We start from the raw sequence: 16,848 nt of genomic DNA, 5'->3' as shown, positions 1-16,848 counted from the left end.
TTGTGGGTTGTGCGGGATGAATCCCGGCTGAAACAGCGGGGTGGGTCAGCCGGGAAAGCTGAAAAGTGAAGTGACGCAGCCGAATCGGCTGCGGGGGTTGGAGCGGGGTCAAACTGTGGGAGGGGGCTTGCCCCCGATGGCGGTGTGTCAGTCAGATACTCTATAACTGAAAGACTGCTATCGGGGGCAAGCCCCCTCCCACATTGGTATGGTGGTGTTTGCAAAGTCTGAGTCAGCCAGGAGGAATCATGTCGACCGCCGTTCGTCTCGCCCAACCCACCGATGCCGAGGGCATCAGTCAGGTCATCCTGGCCGCCCTGCACAGCAGCAACGCCCAGGATTACCCGGCGGATGTGATCGCCCGTGTCGCCAGCAACTTCACTCCCGACGCCGTGCTGGCGTTGCTGGCGCGCCGAGTGGTGCTGGTGGCGGTGCAGGGTGATGTCATCGTGGCCACGGCGGCCCTGGATGCCAACGTGGTGCGCTCGGTGTTCGTCAACCCGGCGTTGCAGGGGCAGGGGATTGGTCGGTTGCTGATGATCGAGCTTGAACGGCGTGCTCGCGAAGCCGGCGTGACGGTGTTGAGCGTGCCGTCTTCACTGACGGCGGAGCCGTTCTATACCAAGCTGGGGTTTCACACCGTGCGCGACGTTTACCACGGCAATGAACGAACCCTGGTGATGGAAAAGGCGTTGCTGTCGCGACACCCCATCGGGCCATACCGCGACCGCCAGCACCGCGCCCAAGTGGTAGCGTTGTGGCAGGAGGCTTTTGGCTATGACACCGCGCATAACCTGCCGACCTTGGCGATCGACAAGAAGCTTGCGGTCAACGATGGCTTGTTCTTTGTGGCGACGGATAAAAAAGCGGTGATCGGCACCATCCTCGCGGGGTACGACGGGCATCGGGGCTGGCTGTATTCGGTGGCGGTGCAGGCTGATTATCGGCGACATGGCTTGGGGTCGTCGTTGGTGCGGCATGCAGAGCAGGTGTTGACTGCGTTGGGTTGCATGAAGATCAACCTGCAGATCACCAGTGGTAATGATGCGGTGGTGGGGTTTTATGAGGCGTTGGGGTATGGGGTGGAGCCGAGGATCAGCATGGGCAAGAAGATTGCCGAAAACATCCCCGAATCCTGAAAACACTGGAGATCAAATGTGGGAGGGGGCTTGCTCCCGATGGTGGTGGACCAGTCAATATCTCCAGTGACTGACACTCCGCTATCGGGAGCAAGCCCCCTCCCACATGGTATTGCTTAGACCTTAACGATCCAGCCTTCTGGCGCTTCCACATCACCGGTCTGCACACCGGTCAGCTCTTTGTAGAGCTGCTGGGTGATCGGGCCGACTTCGGTCTCGCTGTAGAACACATGCAGCTTGCCGTTGTACTGGATGCCACCGATTGGCGAGATCACCGCAGCGGTGCCGCAGGCACCGGCTTCCTTGAACTGGTCCAGTTTGTCGATGAACACTTCACCTTCGACCACTTCCAGGCCCAGGCGGGACTTGGCCAGTTCGATCAGCGACAGGCGGGTGATGCCTGGCAGTACCGAAGGCGACTTCGGCGTGATGAACTGGTTGTCGTGGGTGATCCCGAAGAAGTTGGCCGAACCGACCTCTTCGATTTTCGAGTGGGTCATCGGGTCCAGGTAGATCGCGTCGGCGAAACCGGCCTTCTTCGCTTCCGAACCTGGCATCAGGCTGGCGGCGTAGTTGCCACCGACCTTGGCGGCACCGGTGCCTTGTGGCGCGGCGCGGTCGAAGGTGGAAATCTGGAAGTCGTGCGGCACCAGGCCGCCCTTGAAGTAGGCGCCGACCGGGATCGCGAACACCGAGAAGATGAACTCCGGTGCGGTACGCACGCCGATGTTGTCACCGGTGCCGATCACGAACGGGCGCAGGTACAGCGCGCCGCCACTGCCGTACGGCGGGATAAAACGCTCGTTGGCCTTGACCACTTGCTTGCAGGCATCGATGAAGTCTTCGGTCGAAACATGCGGCATCAGCAGGCGCGCGCAGCTGCGTTGCATGCGGGCGGCGTTCTGGTCCGGGCGGAACAGGTTGATCGAACCGTCCTTGCAACGGTAGGCCTTGAGGCCTTCGAAGCACTGCTGGCCATAGTGCAGGGCGGTCGAGCCCTCGCTGATGTGCAGCACGTTGTCGTCGGTCAGGGTGCCAGCTTGCCACTCGCCGTCTTTAAAGGTCTGGATAAACCGTTTGTCGGTCTTGATGTAGTCGAAACCCAGCTTGTCCCAATTGATGCTTTCGTTACCCATGACACCCTCTATCGTTGGTCAAGTCGGTTTTTTTCTGAATGGGCGCAACAATACTTCATTCTTGGCTTGTGTGGGAGCCACAGGGTGGACACCTTTGGCCTCTGTATTGACCGATCCACCGCTATCGGGGGCAAGCCCCCTCCCACATTTGGAATGCATTTCCCTGTGGGAGGGGGCTTGCCCCCGATGGGGTCTACAGATGCAACGCATGCCCCAACGCCCGCAGCGCTGCTTCCTGCACCGCCTCACCCAAAGTTGGATGAGCATGAATGGTGCCCGCCACATCCTCCAAACGCGCGCCCATTTCCAGGCTCAGGCCGAACGCAGTGGACAGCTCCGACACGCCCACGCCCACCGCCTGCCAGCCGACGATCAGGTGGTTGTCACGCCGCGCCACCACGCGCACGAAGCCGGTTTTCGACTCCAGGGTCATCGCCCGGCCATTGGCGGCGAAGGGGAAGCTCGACACGATGCAGTCCAGCCCGGCCGCCTTGGCCTCGTCCGGGGTCTTGCCGACCACCACCAGCTCCGGGTCGGTGAAACACACCGCCGGGATTGCCGCCGGGTTGAATTCGCGGGGCTTGCCGCTGATCAGCTCGGCGACCATTTCGCCCTGGGCCATGGCCCGGTGCGCGAGCATCGGCTCGCCGCTCAGGTCGCCGATGGCCCACACATTGCGCATGCTGGTCTGGCAGTGGCTGTCGATCTTGATCGCCGCGCCGTTCATCGCCAGGTTCAGCGCTTCCAGGTTCCAGCCCTGGGTGTTGGGTTTGCGACCAACGGCCACCAGCACCTGATCGGTGGTCAGCGACAGGGTGTCGCCATTCGGGTCACGTACTTGCAGGCTGCCCTCGGCAAACCCGGTGACGCTGTGCTTGAGGTACAGCTTGACGCCCAGTTGCTTGAGGGATTCATTCACCGGCGCGGTCAACTCGGCATCGTAGGCGGGCAGGATACGGTCCTGGGCCTCGACCACACTGACTTCGGCACCGAGCTTGCGGTAGGCAATGCCCAGTTCCAGGCCGATATACCCGCCACCCACCACGATCAGCCGCTTGGGCACCCGCGTTGGCGCCAGGGCTTCGGTTGACGAAATGATCGGCCCGCCAATCGGCAGCATCGGCAGGTTGACGCTGGTCGAACCGGTCGCCAGCAGCAGATGCTCGCACTGGATGCGCTGGTCGCCGACATCGACGGTCTTGCCGTCCACCACCTTGGCCCAACCGTGGATCACCTGCACTTTGTGCTTTTTGAGCAACGCAGCGACGCCGGTGGTCAGGCGGTCGACGATGCCATTTTTCCATTCCACGCTTTTGCGGATGTCCAGGGTCGGTACATCCACTTCGATGCCCAGTTGCGAGCCCTGGCTGTGGTGCACGGTTTGCTGGAACTGTTCGGCCACATGGATCAAGGCCTTGGACGGGATGCAGCCAATGTTCAGGCACGTGCCACCCAGCGCCTGGCCTTCCACCAGAATGGTCGGGATGCCCAATTGGCCGGCACGGATCGCCGCCACATAACCGCCAGGGCCGCCGCCGATAATCAGCAGCGTGGTATTCAAAGTAGGCATGACTTACTCCAGGAACAGGCTGGCGGGTTGTTCGAGCAGGCCGCGAATGGCCTGGATGAATTGCGCCGCGTCCATGCCGTCGACCACGCGGTGATCGAAGGAGCTGGAGAGGTTCATCATCTTGCGCACCACGATCTGGCCCTTGATCACCATTGGCCGCTCAACGATACGGTTGACGCCAACGATGGCCACTTCCGGCAGGTTCAGCACCGGTGTGCTGACGATGCCGCCCAGCGCGCCCAGGCTGGTCAACGTGATTGTCGAACCCGACAGTTCATCGCGGCTGGCCTTGCCATTGCGTGCAGCGGTTGCCAAGCGCGCGATTTCCTCGGCGTTGCCCCACAGGCTGCGGGCTTCGGCGTGACGCACCACCGGCACCATCAGGCCGACGTCGCTTTGGGTGGCGACGCCCACATGCACCGCGCCAAGGCGGGTGATGACCTGGGCTTCATCGTCGTAGCGCGCATTGATCTGCGGGAACTCGCGCAGTGCCACGACCATGGCTCGCACGATAAACGGCAGCAGAGTCAGCTTGCCGCGTGTGGCGCCGTGCTTCTCGTTGAGGTGCACGCGCAGCTCGTCAAGGGCGGTGACGTCGATCTCTTCCACATAGCTGAAATGCGCGGCGCGGCGGGTGGCGTCCTGCATGCGCTGGGCGATCTTGCGGCGCATGCCGATCACCGGGATCTGTTCTTCGGTAGTGCGTTCGGCGTAAGGGTTGGCGGCTGTCGAGGCCTTGGCCGTGCCTTGTTGCAGGTAGGCGTCGAGGTCTTCGTGCAGGATGCGACCGGCAGGGCCAGTGCCCTGGACCAGACGCAATTGAATCCCGGCGTCCAACGCATGCTTGCGCACGGCGGGGGAGGCCAGCGGGCGCTCGTCGGCATCACGGGAGACGGGCGCGGGTGCGGGTTTGCGCTCAACCGGCGCCGGAGCCGGCTTGGCTTCCACGACAGGCGCGGCCTTCGGCGCCTCCTTTGCCGTTTCCTTCAGCGCCGGCGCGTCCTTGGCATTGCCCGCGCCTTCCACTTCAATGCTGATCAAAATACTGCCCACCGCCATGACTTCACCCGGCTCGCCACCGAGGGAAATCACCTTGCCGTGCACCGGCGAGGGGATGTCCACCATCGCCTTGTCGGTCATCACATCCGCCAGCACCTGGTCTTCAACCACCAGGTCACCGACCTTGACGTGCCAAACCGACAGTTCAACTTCTGCGATGCCTTCGCCAATGTCCGGCATCTTGATAACGTGCGTGCCCATTCAGACCTCCATGACCCGTTTCAACGCCGCGCCCACTCGGGACGGCCCTGGGAAATACGCCCACTCCTGCGCGTGCGGGTAGGGAGTGTCCCAACCGGTGACGCGCTCGATCGGCGCTTCCAGGTGGTGGAAGCAATGCTCTTGCACCAGCGACACCAGCTCGGCACCAAAGCCGCAGGTGCGGGTGGCTTCATGCACCACCACGCAACGGCCGGTCTTTTTCACCGACTTGACGATGGTGTCCAGGTCCAGCGGCCACAGGCTGCGCAGGTCGATGACCTCGGCGTCGATACCGGTCTCTTCGGCGGCCACTTGGGACACGTACACGGTGGTGCCGTAGGTCAGCACCGTCACGGCCGAGCCCGGACGCACGATGGCAGCCACATCCAGCGGCACGGTGTAGTAACCGTCCGGCACTTGGGCTTGGGGGTGTTTCGACCATGGGGTTACCGGACGGTCGTGATGGCCATCAAACGGGCCGTTGTACAGGCGTTTGGGCTCGAGGAAGATCACCGGGTCATCGTTTTCGATGGAGGCAATCAGCAGGCCCTTGGCGTCATACGGGTTGGACGGCATCACCGTACGCAGGCCGCAAACCTGAGTGAACACCGCTTCGATACTCTGGCTGTGGGTCTGGCCACCGTAGATGCCACCACCGCACGGCATGCGCATGGTCAGTGGCGCGGTGAACTGGCCGGCCGAGCGATACCGCAGGCGGGCGGCTTCGGAGATGATCTGGTCGGTGGCGGGGTAGACGTAGTCGGCGAACTGGATCTCGGCTACCGGGCGCAGGCCATAGGCACCCATGCCCACCGCCACGCCGATGATGCCGCTTTCCGAGATCGGTGCGTCGAACACCCGCGAGCTGCCGTATTTACCCTGCAAGCCTTCGGTACAACGGAACACGCCGCCGAAGTAGCCGACGTCCTGGCCAAACACCACCACGTTGTCGTCACGTTCGAGCATCACATCCATGGCCGAGCGCAGCGCCTGGATCATGGTCATGGTGGTGGTGGTCATGGCGGTTTCCACTTCAATGCTGTTGTTGTGATCGTTCATGTCAGATCCCCAACTCTTGACGCTGGCGCTTCAAGTGCTCCGGCATCTCTTTATAGACGTCTTCGAACATGGTCGCGGCGCTTGGAATCTGGCCGCCGGCAAGGGTGCCGTACTGTTCGGCTTCTTTTTGTGCGGCGATCACTTCGGCTTCAAGTTCGGCACTGACCGCCGCGTGTTCCTCTTCGGACCACTGGCCAATCCTGATCAGATGCTGCTTGAGGCGGGCAATCGGGTCGCCCAGGGGGAAGTGGCTCCAGTCGTCGGCAGGACGGTATTTCGAAGGATCATCAGAGGTGGAGTGCGGGCCGGCGCGGTAGGTGACCCATTCGATCAGGGTCGGCCCGAGGTTGCGGCGCGCACGCTCGGCAGCCCAGGCGGAGGCGGCGTACACCGCGATAAAGTCGTTGCCGTCCACGCGCAGCGAGGCGATGCCGCAGCCGACGCCGCGTCCGGCGAAGGTGGTGGCTTCACCGCCGGCAATCGCCTGGAAGGTGGAGATGGCCCATTGATTGTTGACTACGTTGAGGATCACCGGCGCCCGATACACGTGGGCGAAGGTGAGGGCGGTGTGGAAGTCCGCTTCGGCGGTGGCACCGTCGCCGATCCAGGCGGAGGCAATCTTGGTATCGCCCTTGATCGCCGAGGCCATGCCCCAGCCCACGCCCTGTACGAATTGGGTGGCCAGGTTGCCGGAAATGGTGAAGAAGCCGGACTCTTTCACCGAATACATGATCGGCAGCTGGCGGCCCTTGAGCGGGTCGCGCTCGTTGGACAGCAACTGGCAGATCAGGTCCACCAGCGGCACATCGCGGGCCATCAGGATGCTTTGTTGGCGGTAGGTGGGGAAGCACATGTCGTCGATGTTCAAGGCCAAAGCCTGGGCGCTGCCGATGGCTTCTTCGCCAAGGCTTTGCATGTAGAACGACATTTTTTTCTGGCGCTGGGCGACCACCATGCGGTTGTCGAAGATGCGCGTCTTGAGCATGGCGCGCATGCCTTTGCGCAGGATCTCGACCGGGACGCCTTCGGCCCACGGGCCCAGGGCCTGGCCCTGGTCGTCGAGTACGCGGATCAGGCCCTTGGCCAGGTCGGCGGTGTCGGCGGGTTCTACGTCGATGGCGGGTTTGCGCACTGTGCCCGCGTCGGTCAGGCGCAGGTAAGTGAAGTCGGTCTTGCAGCCTGGGCGGCCCGAGGGTTCAGGGACGTGCAGGCGCAGTGGTTCGTACTGCTGGGTCATGGCTTTCTACGCTCTATCTTGTGAATTTCTTGTAGTGGGCGCGCTAGCTGACAATCAGTCTCCGGATAAGAGAAATCTTGTCCTACAACAATCATAGGCGGGGCGTAGAAGAATATTTATCTGTGTTTCGTTGCGCTCGCGATCATTTGCGGATAAAAAAACTGCATAAACATAATAAACAGGTGATTTTGTCTCATGCGCAAACTGGACCGTACCGATATCGGCATTCTCAACAGCCTGCAGGAGAACGCCCGCATCACCAACGCCGACCTGGCCCGCTCGGTCAACCTGTCGCCCACGCCGTGTTTCAACCGGGTGAAGGCGATGGAAGAACTGGGTTTGATTCGTGAGCAGGTCACCCTGTTGGATGCGGATTTGCTGGGGCTGCACGTGAATGTGTTTATCCATGTGAGCCTGGAAAAACAGAATGAACTGGCGTTGCAGCAGTTTGAAGGGGCGATCTCTGACCGGCCGGAGGTGATGGAGTGTTACCTGATGGCTGGTGACCCGGATTACCTGATCCGGGTGCTGGTGCCGACGATCCAGTCGCTGGAGCGCTTTATGATGGACTTTCTGACCAAGGTGCCGGGGGTGGCGAACATTCGGTCGAGTTTTGCGCTAAAGCAGGTGCGTTATAAAACTGCGCTGCCGCTGCCGGCCAATGGCATAAGCCTGAGTTCCTGACACAACACGGTTCAAATGTGGGAGGGGCGGTGCGACGATTCGACTTGCCCCCGATAGCAGTGTGTCAGTGAATATATCTTTGACTGACACACCGCTATCGGGGGCAAGCCCCCTCCCACATTTTGATCTCCACTTTAATCAGAGAGCATTTCAAAGTTGGTTGAGTGGGATCTTGAGGTAGGTCACCCCATTCTCCTCCGCCGGCGGCATATTCCCCGCCCGCACATTTACCTGGATTGCTGGCAACAACAGCGTTGGCATGCCCAGCCCGGCATCACGCTGGGTGCGCATCGCCACAAACGCCGCCTCATCCACGCCGTCATGCACATGAATATTCCCGGCCCGCTGTTCCGCTACTGTCGTCCGGCATTTCGCCTCGCGACCTTCTGGCGGGTAGTCATGGCACACGTACAGCTCAGTCTCCAAAGGAAAGCTCAACAACTTGCGCATCGACGCAAACAACTGCCGCGCATCGCCACCGGGGAAATCACACCGTGCGGTGCCCACATCCGGCATAAACAACGTATCCCCCACCAGGATCAATCGGTCATCGATCAGGTAGGCCATGTCTGCCGGCGTATGCCCCGGCACATGCAGGGCCTGGGCCTTGATCGCGCCGATGTAGAACACCTCGTCCGGCGCAAACAGATGATCGAATTGCGAGCCGTCCACGCGGAATTCCGGTTCCAGGTTGAACAGGTTCTTGAACACGTCCTGCACTTTGCTGATGGACTGGCCAATGGCGATCTTGCCGCCCAGGGTACGGCGCAGATAGGGCGCGGCGGATAAGTGATCAGCGTGGGCGTGGGTTTCCAGCAACCACTCGACGTGCAGGCGATGCTCGCGCACGTAGGCGATCACCTTGTCGGCCTGGCGCGTGTCGGTGCGCCCGGACGCGGGGTCGTAGTTGAGCACCGAATCGACGATGGCACAGGGGCCATCATCGGCCGCATGTAGGACATAGGTGTAGGTCGACGACGCCTCGTCCAGAAAGGCTTGAATCAACGCGGGCATGGCGGCGGTCCTTGGTGGCTGACAAAATAACAAGCGGTAACCTGTGCGGCATGTTTACCTGTTGCGAAGGCTAAACCATTTTTCATCTTCATGGGCGTGACGCCACACGGCAACGCCCCTTGTGTGCAGTGAACCTCAACAAAGGCGAAGACCATGACCGACCAACACTGGGGCCCTACCATCAGTGGCGACATCGTAGTCATCGGCGGCGGTTCGGCAGGCATCGGCCTGCTGGCCAGCCTGCTCAAGCGCGACCCGCACCTGAATATCACCCTGATCGAACCCAACGACTACCATTGCTACCAACCCGCCTGGACCCTGGTGGGCGGCGGCGCTTATGACGTGCGCAAAACCCGTCGCCCGCTGGCCGATGTGCTGCCCAATGGCGTGACCTGGATGCAGGCCGCTGTCAGCGAAGTACTGCCCGACGAACAAACCCTGGTGCTCGACAGCGGCCAGCGCATCACCTGGAACAACCTCATTGTGTGCCCCGGCCTGCGCCTGGCCTGGGAGAAAGTCGAAGGCCTGCAAGACACCCTCGGGCGCAACGGTGTCAACTCCAACTACAGCTATGATCACGCCGCTTACACCTGGCAACTGGTGCAGCAACTCAAGGGCGGCAAGGCGCTCTTTACCCAGCCGGCCATGCCGATCAAATGCGCGGGCGCGCCGCAAAAAGCCCTGTACCTGTCCTGCGATCACTGGCTCAAGCAAGGTGATTTGAAGAACATCCATGTCGAGTTCAACCTCGCCGGCGCTGCGCTGTTCGGTGTGCCAACGTTTGTGCCGCCGTTGATGAAATACGTGGAAAAGTACAACGCGAACCTGGCCTTCAATTCCAACCTGGTGAAAGTCGACGGCCCGGCACGCAAGGCCTGGTTTGAAGTCAAGGACGCCGAGGGCAACGTCAGCGTCGAAGAAAAGTCCTTCGACCTCTTGCACGTAGTCCCACCCCAAGTGTCGCCGGATTTCATCCGTCAGAGCCCCCTGGCCGACGCCGCTGGCTGGTGCGAAGTGAACCCCCACAGCCTGCAACATCTGCGCTACCCCCATATCTTCGGCCTGGGCGATGTGTGTTCCACCACCAACGCCAAGACCGCTGCTGCGGTGCGCAAACAGATCGTCGTGGTCGCCGAAAACCTGCTGGCCCTACGCAAACAAGCGCCACTGCCGCTCAAGTACGACGGCTACGGTTCCTGCCCATTGACGGTGGAGAAGGGCAAGGTGGTGCTCGCCGAGTTCGGCTACGGCGGCAAATTGCTGCCGACCTTTCCTCTGGACCCGACCCAGGCACGACGTTCGATGTGGTTGCTCAAGGCCACGTTGTTGCCGTGGTTCTACTGGAACGGCATGCTCAAAGGGCGTGAATGGCTGACCCGCCTAAGCAAGGTGGACTGAATGCTGCTGGCCAGTGTGTTGGGATTGTTGATGGGGTTGGTCATGGGCCTGACCGGCGCGGGCGGCGGCATCCTCGGCGTGCCGGCGCTGGTGTTGGGCTTGGGGCTGAGCATGACCCAGGCCGCGCCGGTGTCGTTGCTTGCGGTCGGTGCGGCAGCGGCGGTGGGGGCGATTGATGGGTTGCGTCATGGGCTGGTGCGTTACCGCGCCGCGCTGTTGATCGCCCTGCTCGGCGCGCTGTTTTCCCCCGTGGGCGTGTTTCTCGCCCATCAACTGCCGGAAGCGTTGTTGATGGGCCTGTTCAGTGCGCTGATGGTGCTGGTGGCCTGGCGCATGTTGCAGCGCGAAAAAACCGAGCCGGGGCCAAGTGACCATGGCACCGCCTCGTGGGGCCAGAAGAACTGCATGCTCGACCAGCAGACCGGTCGCCTGGCCTGGACTGCCAAGTGCAGCGCAACCCTGGCCGCCCTCGGCGCGGTGACCGGTGCTGTCTCCGGCCTGCTCGGCGTGGGCGGTGGCTTCCTGATCGTGCCGGCGTTCAAGCAACTGACCGATGTGCAGATGCGCGGCATCGTCGCCACTTCGCTGATGGTGATCAGCCTGCTCTCGCTGATCGGCGTGGCCGGCGCGTTCCATGCCGGGGTGCGTATCGAACCGGTGGGCTGGGTGTTTATCGGCGCGAGCATCGTCGGCATGCTGGCCGGGCGGCGCCTGTGTTCGGTGATTCCCGCGCGCACCTTGCAGGTGGGGTTTGCCAGCCTGTGTGTACTGGTGGCGGTCGGCATGCTGGTTAAAGCTCTGCTCTAAACTTGGTAATCCGCTCCCACATGGGAATCGCTTGATACCCGTCAACACCGAGTGCGGCAATCTGGGCCATGCTTGCCGCCTGTTTCAAAGGCTGACGGAGCCCGCCATGAACGCCCCCGCGACAACCGCTGCATCCTTCAAACTGCCCCTGGGCCTGGTGGTCGCCGTATTGGTGATGGCCGGGGTGCTGCTGTTGCCACTGCCGACGGACTTGCCGGTGGCCGGGCATCGCATGCTGGCGATCCTGGCGTTTGCCGTGGTGGTGTGGATCACCGAGGCGGTGTCCTATGAGGCCAGCGCGATCATGATCACCTCGTTGATGGCGTTTCTGCTGGGCACCGCGCCGTCGCTGCAAGACCCCACCCACCTGATCGGCACCAGCCCGGCGATCAGCATGGCGCTCACCGGGTTCTCCAACCCGGCGCTGGCGCTGGTGGCGGGCGCATTGTTTATCGCCGCTGCCATGACTCATACCGGGCTGGACCGCCGTATCGCACTGGTGACCCTGAGCCGGGTCGGCACCAGCACCCGGCGCATTCTGCTCGGGGCGATTGCGGTGACTATCCTGCTCAGCCTGGTGGTGCCCAGCGCCACGGCGCGCAGTGCCTGCGTGGTGCCGATCATGATGGGGGTGATCGCCGCGTTCGGCGTGGACAAACGCTCGAACATCGCCGCCGGCATCATGATCGTGGTGGCCCAGGGCACCAGCATCTGGAACGTCGGCATCCAGACCGCGGCGGCGCAGAACCTGCTCACCGTGGGCTTCATGGACAAAATGCTCGGCCAGCGCGTGTCGTGGATCGACTGGTTGATTGCCGGGGCGCCATGGGCGTTGATCATGTCGGCGGTGTTGCTGTTCCTGGTGCTCAAGCTGCTGCCGCCGGAGACCGACAGCATTCCAGGCGGCAAGGAAGCGGTGGCGCAGTCGCTGGTGGAGATCGGCCCCATGACCGGGCCGCAGAAACGCCTGCTGACTGTGTCCGTGCTGTTGCTGCTGGCGTGGGCCACGGAAGGGCGCCTGCACAGCTTCGACACCACCTCGACCACCTACGCCGGCTTGGTGTTTTTACTGCTGCCGGGGATTGGCGTGATGACCTGGAAGGATGTGCAGTCGCGCATTCCGTGGGGCACGGTGATTGTGTTCGGGGTGGGCATCAGCCTTGGGACAGCCTTGCTCACCACCCAGGCCGGGCAATGGCTGGGGTCTACCGTGGTGGCGCACACCGGCCTGGATCAGGTCGGGCCACTGGGCGTATTTGCGATCCTGGGCGCATTCCTGATCCTGATTCACCTGGGCTTTGCCAGCGCCACCGCGTTGACCTCGGCTCTGCTGCCGATCCTGATTGCAGTGCTGCAGACCTTGCCGGGGGATTTCAGCCGGCTGGGCATGACCATGCTGCTGGGCTTTGTGATGAGCTACGGGTTCATCCTGCCGATCAATGCGCCGCAGAACATGGTGTGCTTGGGCACCGGCACGTTTACGGCGCGGCAGTTTGCCAAGGTGGGGATTTTGGTGACGTTGATTGGCTATGGGCTGATGCTGGTCTTCGCAGCCACCTACTGGAGCTGGCTCGGCTGGATCTGAAATACCCTCTTGAATACACAGAAGATCCCAATGTGGGAGGGGGCTTGCCCCCGATGAGGGAGTGTCAGCCAGCATATATTTCACTGAAACACCGCAATCGGGGGCAAGCCCCCTCCCACATTTGGACTGTGTCTAGCAGAGAGATCATTTGCACCCACAAGATGGCAAGATGAACGCCGCTCAGGTTTACTGTCTGTGAGTATTGGTTTACCTGAGTCATCGAATGAACAAATACACCCCCCGCACCTGGGAACCCCACGAACGTCCCAGCCTGCCCGGTTCGCCGTCCACCCCGTTGCACCCCACCTACAAGCGTTGGCTGTTCGCGCTGGTCGGTATTCTCGTCGCCATCACCGGCGGCCTGGGCAACGCGTTGGTGATCGCCAACCTGCAATACCTGCAAGGCGCCCTCGGTGCGACCACCGCCGAAATGGCCTGGCTGCCCGCCGCCTATGTGATGACCAACGTGTGCATGAACCTGCTGCTGGTGAAGTTTCGCCAACAGTTCGGCCTGCGGGCGTTTACCGAGGTGTTCCTGGTGCTGTACGCGCTGGTGACCTTCGGGCATTTATTCGTCAACGACCTCAGTTCGGCCATCGCGGTGCGGGCGGCCCACGGCATGGTGGGGGCGGCGCTCAGTTCGTTGGGCTTGTACTACATGATCCAGGCGTTCCCGGCCAAGTGGCGCTTGAAGGCGCTGGTCTTGGGATTGGGCACGGCGCAGTTGGCGTTGCCGCTGGCGCGGTTGTTCTCCGAGGATTTGTTGCAAATCGCCGAATGGCGCGGTTTGTACCTGTTTGAATTGGGCATGGCGCTGATCTGCCTGGGCTGTGTATTCCTGCTCAAGTTACCGCCGGGAGACCGCTTCAAGACCTTTGAAAAACTCGATTTCCTCACCTTCGCCATCCTCGCGACTGGCGTGGCGCTGCTGTGTGCGGTGCTGTCGCTGGGGCGTATCGACTGGTGGCTGGAAGCCCCCTGGATCGGCGTGGCCTCGGCCTGTTCCCTGGTGCTGATCATGGCCGGCCTGGCCGTCGAGCATAACCGCGCCAACCCGATGCTGATGACCCGTTGGCTGGGCAGCGGCGTGATGATCCGCCTGGCGCTGGCGGTGATCCTGATTCGCATGGTGCTGTCGGAACAGTCCACGGGCGCGGTGGGATTCATGCAGATGTTGAACATGAGCTACCAGCAGATGCACACGCTGTACCTGGTGATGCTGGCCGGGGCGATTGCGGGGCTTGCCGTCAGCGCGTTGACCATCAACCCGGCGCATTTGCTGATGCCGCTGGTGATTTCCCTGGCGTTGATGGCCACGGGGTCGGTGATGGACAGTTTCTCCAGCAACCTCACGCGCCCGCAGAACCTGTATATCAGCCAGTTCCTGCTAGGCTTCGGCGGTACGTTCTTCCTGGGGCCGACCATGGTGCTGGGCACCAAGAACGTGCTGACCAACCCGCGCAACCTGGTGAGTTTTTCGGTGATGTTCGGCATTTGCCAGAACCTCGGCGGCTTGATCGGCGCCGCGTTGTTGGGCACGTTCCAGATTGTGCGGGAGAAGTTCCACTCAAGCATGATCGTCGAACACCTGACCTTGCTCGACCCCCGTGTGGCGGCGCGGGTCAGCAGCGGCGGTTCGGCCTACGGCGGTGTCATCGCCGACCCCGAGTTGCGTAACCTCATGGGCATCCGCAGCCTGGCCACGGCGGCAACCCGTGAAGCGAACGTGATGGCTTACAACGATGTCTTTATGCTGATCGCGATCATCGCGATGCTGACCATGATCTGGATCTTTATCCGCAGTCTGTGGCTGATGAGCACCACCCAAGCAGCCACTCCCGTTCAACCCAGCGGCGCACCTTCATGACCGAACCTTCCACCACGACCACCACCGCCATCGCCTCCACCCCCGAGGGCAGTACGCCACCGGGCGCGGTGCCCACCGAATTGCGCCCGCTGCGGGTGCGGATTATCTCGTCCCTGGGCTTTGCCGCGATTGCCATCGTCGGCGTGCTGATCGTGTTGTACGCCTGGCAATTGCCGCCGTTCAGCAGCGCGGTGGAGACCACCGAGAACGCCCTGGTGCGCGGGCAGGTCACAATTATCGGGCCGCAGCTGAGCGGTTATGTGTTTGAAGTGCCGGTGCAGGACTTTCAGTACGTGAAGGCCGGGGACTTGCTGGTGCGTCTCGATGACCGCATCTACAAGCAACGCCTCGACCAGGCGCTGGCGCAACTGGCGGTGCAGAAGGCCTCGCTGGCGAATGTGGTGCAGCAGCGCAACAGTGCTGAGGCCACTATCAAACTGCGTCAGGCCGCATTGGCGGACAGCGAGGCCCAGGCGCGTAAAAGCACCGCCGACCTGCGCCGTAATGAAGCGTTGATCAGCGATGGTTCGGTGTCCAAGCGCGAACTGGACGTGACCCGTGCGGCCAACGCGCAGACCCTCGCGGCGGTGGCGCAAGCTCAGGCCAGCCTGGAAATCGCGCGACAGGATCTGCAAACGGTGATCGTCAATCGCGGCTCCCTGGAAGCGGCGGTGGCGAGTGCCGATGCGGCGGTGGAGTTGGCGCGGATCGACCTGGCCAACACCCGCATCACCGCACCCCGTGACGGCCAGTTGGGGCAGATTGGCGTGCGCCTTGGTGCCTACGTGAATTCCGGCGCGCAGTTGATGGCATTGGTGCCGCCGCAACTGTGGGTGATCGCCAATATGAAGGAAACCCAGATGGACAACGTGCAGGTGGGCCAGCCGGTGACCTTCACCGTGGATGCGCTGAACCATCGCAAGTTTCACGGTACGGTGCAGCATATTTCGCCGGCCACCGGGTCGGAGTTCAGCTTGTTGCAGGCGGATAATGCGACTGGCAACTTTGTGAAGATTGCGCAGCGGGTGCCGGTAAGGGTTACCGTTGATCCCGATCAGGAACAGAGCGAGCGGTTGCGGCCGGGGTTGTCGGTGGTGGTGAGTATTGATACCGCAGGGCGCCTTAAGAACAGCCCGCCCTGACACACACATTTGGACTGTATTTCAGGCTTAAATCGAGCTGGGTTGACTGGCCCGGTTCCAACAGCCTGAGGCCCGGTCTTCCCGGCAGGTGATGCGCATTCACCGGATGACTCACCGGCTCCACACAAAAGAACCCCAACCCCGGCGGGCAGAACAGCAGAAAGTATTCGCTGCCGCCGGCCTGGCATTCCAGCGTATACCCCAGCTCCGGTTGTTCGATCACACAGTGCCCATCCCAGCCGCAAAAGCCGTTATCGACCAAATCTTCTGGCAAGGGGTTGGATTGCTGGAAATCCCACGCCTCCGGTACTGCGGCCAACCCAGTGGGCAACCTGGACGCATCACTCAACCACACCTCGGACGCCTTGGCCTGCAAGCGTGTGCCGGCTGTGCGCGGGAAGTAGGGGTGTAAACCCAACCCATGCCAAGCCGGTTCCTGCGCCAGATGCGTCACGCGCAAGGTGATGCTCAGCTCGCCGTTATCCAAGTAAAACCGCTGCTCGGCGCGATAGGCGAACGGGGTGTCGCACATCACCTCAAGTACCGCTTCGTTCTCGGATTGACTGACCACCTGCCAAACCTGTTGCCAGGCGGAACCGTGAATCGGCAGTGGGTCGGTGAGGCTATTGGGCGCCAGGGCCAGCCAACCGCCGGGGTTGTCGAAGCCGCCTTCGGCGATGCGGTTGGACCAGGGCGCCAGCGGGTAGCAAGCGAGTTTGCCGGGGAGCTGGGCGTGTTCATCGTTGTGGCGCAACAGCGGTTGGCCGGTGGCGGTGACGTGCCAGTTGGCGATGCTGCCGCCGATGGCGGGGGCGAGGGTGAGGTGGGTGAGGGGGTCGTGAAGCTCAATGAAGTTCGAAGGCATGGTTTCCCGCCATATAAAAATAGAACAAACACTGGAGATCAAAATGTGGGAGGGGGCTTGCCCCCGATAGCGGTGTGTCAGTTAT

Annotated in this window: 14 protein-coding genes; 7 read left to right on the top strand and 7 right to left on the bottom strand. The window is 62.0% G+C overall.

All coding sequences use genetic code 11. From position 1 onward, the window contains the following. Positions 1 to 248: 248 nt before the first annotated feature. The gene (locus DYL61_RS12970) at positions 249 to 1,139 is read left to right on the top strand and encodes a GNAT family acetyltransferase (RefSeq protein WP_135308621.1); all 891 of its coding nucleotides are present in this window, start codon (positions 249 to 251) and stop codon (positions 1,137 to 1,139) included. A 116-nt stretch (positions 1,140 to 1,255) separates the two neighbouring features. Here DYL61_RS12970 and DYL61_RS12965 read toward each other — a convergent pair whose 3' ends face one another. The 5 genes from DYL61_RS12965 to DYL61_RS12945 form a co-directional block, all read right to left on the bottom strand. After that, the gene (locus tag DYL61_RS12965) at positions 1,256 to 2,275 is read right to left on the bottom strand and encodes a branched-chain amino acid aminotransferase (RefSeq protein ID WP_135308620.1); all 1,020 of its coding nucleotides are present in this window, start codon (positions 2,273 to 2,275) and stop codon (positions 1,256 to 1,258) included. A 193-nt stretch (positions 2,276 to 2,468) separates the two neighbouring features. Further along, on the bottom strand, positions 2,469 to 3,845 hold the full coding sequence (lpdA, locus tag DYL61_RS12960; RefSeq protein WP_135308619.1) for a dihydrolipoyl dehydrogenase: 1,377 nt from the start codon (positions 3,843 to 3,845) through the stop codon (positions 2,469 to 2,471). Between the two features lie 3 nt (positions 3,846 to 3,848). Further along, positions 3,849 to 5,105: a dihydrolipoamide acetyltransferase family protein gene (locus tag DYL61_RS12955; protein ID WP_135308618.1), complete on the bottom strand. Its 1,257-nt coding sequence runs from the start codon at positions 5,103 to 5,105 to the stop codon at positions 3,849 to 3,851. Continuing rightward, positions 5,106 to 6,164: an alpha-ketoacid dehydrogenase subunit beta gene (locus DYL61_RS12950; RefSeq protein ID WP_105695754.1), complete on the bottom strand. Its 1,059-nt coding sequence runs from the start codon at positions 6,162 to 6,164 to the stop codon at positions 5,106 to 5,108. 1 nt (position 6,165) lies between these two features. Continuing rightward, complete coding sequence (locus tag DYL61_RS12945; protein WP_135308617.1) at positions 6,166 to 7,401, bottom strand: 3-methyl-2-oxobutanoate dehydrogenase (2-methylpropanoyl-transferring) subunit alpha; 1,236 nt, start codon at positions 7,399 to 7,401, stop codon at positions 6,166 to 6,168. Between the two features lie 195 nt (positions 7,402 to 7,596). Here DYL61_RS12945 and bkdR point away from each other — a divergent pair, with 195 nt between their 5' ends. Further along, positions 7,597 to 8,085: a Bkd operon transcriptional regulator BkdR gene (gene bkdR / locus DYL61_RS12940; RefSeq protein ID WP_135308616.1), complete on the top strand. Its 489-nt coding sequence runs from the start codon at positions 7,597 to 7,599 to the stop codon at positions 8,083 to 8,085. A 150-nt stretch (positions 8,086 to 8,235) separates the two neighbouring features. Here bkdR and DYL61_RS12935 read toward each other — a convergent pair whose 3' ends face one another. After that, on the bottom strand, positions 8,236 to 9,099 hold the full coding sequence (locus tag DYL61_RS12935; protein ID WP_135308615.1) for an MBL fold metallo-hydrolase: 864 nt from the start codon (positions 9,097 to 9,099) through the stop codon (positions 8,236 to 8,238). A gap of 153 nt (positions 9,100 to 9,252) precedes the next feature. Here DYL61_RS12935 and DYL61_RS12930 point away from each other — a divergent pair, with 153 nt between their 5' ends. The 5 genes from DYL61_RS12930 to DYL61_RS12910 all read left to right on the top strand — a co-directional run bounded on the left by DYL61_RS12930 (position 9,253) and on the right by DYL61_RS12910 (position 15,898). Beyond that, complete coding sequence (locus DYL61_RS12930) at positions 9,253 to 10,497, top strand: NAD(P)/FAD-dependent oxidoreductase (RefSeq protein ID WP_135308614.1); 1,245 nt, start codon at positions 9,253 to 9,255, stop codon at positions 10,495 to 10,497. Next, positions 10,498 to 11,304 (top strand): sulfite exporter TauE/SafE family protein, encoded by an 807-nt coding sequence (locus DYL61_RS12925; RefSeq protein ID WP_135308613.1) that lies wholly within the window; start codon positions 10,498 to 10,500, stop codon positions 11,302 to 11,304. 106 nt (positions 11,305 to 11,410) lie between these two features. Beyond that, positions 11,411 to 12,889 (top strand): DASS family sodium-coupled anion symporter, encoded by a 1,479-nt coding sequence (locus DYL61_RS12920; protein ID WP_135308612.1) that lies wholly within the window; start codon positions 11,411 to 11,413, stop codon positions 12,887 to 12,889. A gap of 223 nt (positions 12,890 to 13,112) precedes the next feature. Continuing rightward, positions 13,113 to 14,756 carry an MFS transporter gene (locus DYL61_RS12915; protein WP_135308611.1) on the top strand — a complete coding sequence of 548 codons (1,644 nt, stop codon included), beginning with the start codon at positions 13,113 to 13,115 and terminating at the stop codon, positions 14,754 to 14,756. Continuing rightward, the gene (locus DYL61_RS12910; RefSeq protein WP_135308610.1) at positions 14,753 to 15,898 is read left to right on the top strand and encodes an HlyD family secretion protein; all 1,146 of its coding nucleotides are present in this window, start codon (positions 14,753 to 14,755) and stop codon (positions 15,896 to 15,898) included. Before DYL61_RS12915 ends, DYL61_RS12910 begins: the two co-directional genes overlap by 4 nt. Here DYL61_RS12910 and DYL61_RS12905 read toward each other — a convergent pair. Then, positions 15,879 to 16,763 (bottom strand): aldose 1-epimerase, encoded by an 885-nt coding sequence (locus DYL61_RS12905; protein ID WP_135308609.1) that lies wholly within the window; start codon positions 16,761 to 16,763, stop codon positions 15,879 to 15,881. The two genes, DYL61_RS12910 and DYL61_RS12905, sit on opposite strands and share 20 nt — an antisense overlap. Positions 16,764 to 16,848: the final 85 nt, after the last annotated feature.

The sequence above is a fragment of the Pseudomonas nabeulensis genome (assembly GCF_004682045.1).
Classification (GTDB): Bacteria; Pseudomonadota; Gammaproteobacteria; order Pseudomonadales; family Pseudomonadaceae; genus Aquipseudomonas; species Aquipseudomonas nabeulensis.
This window is presented reverse-complemented; position numbering and strand designations above follow the sequence as displayed.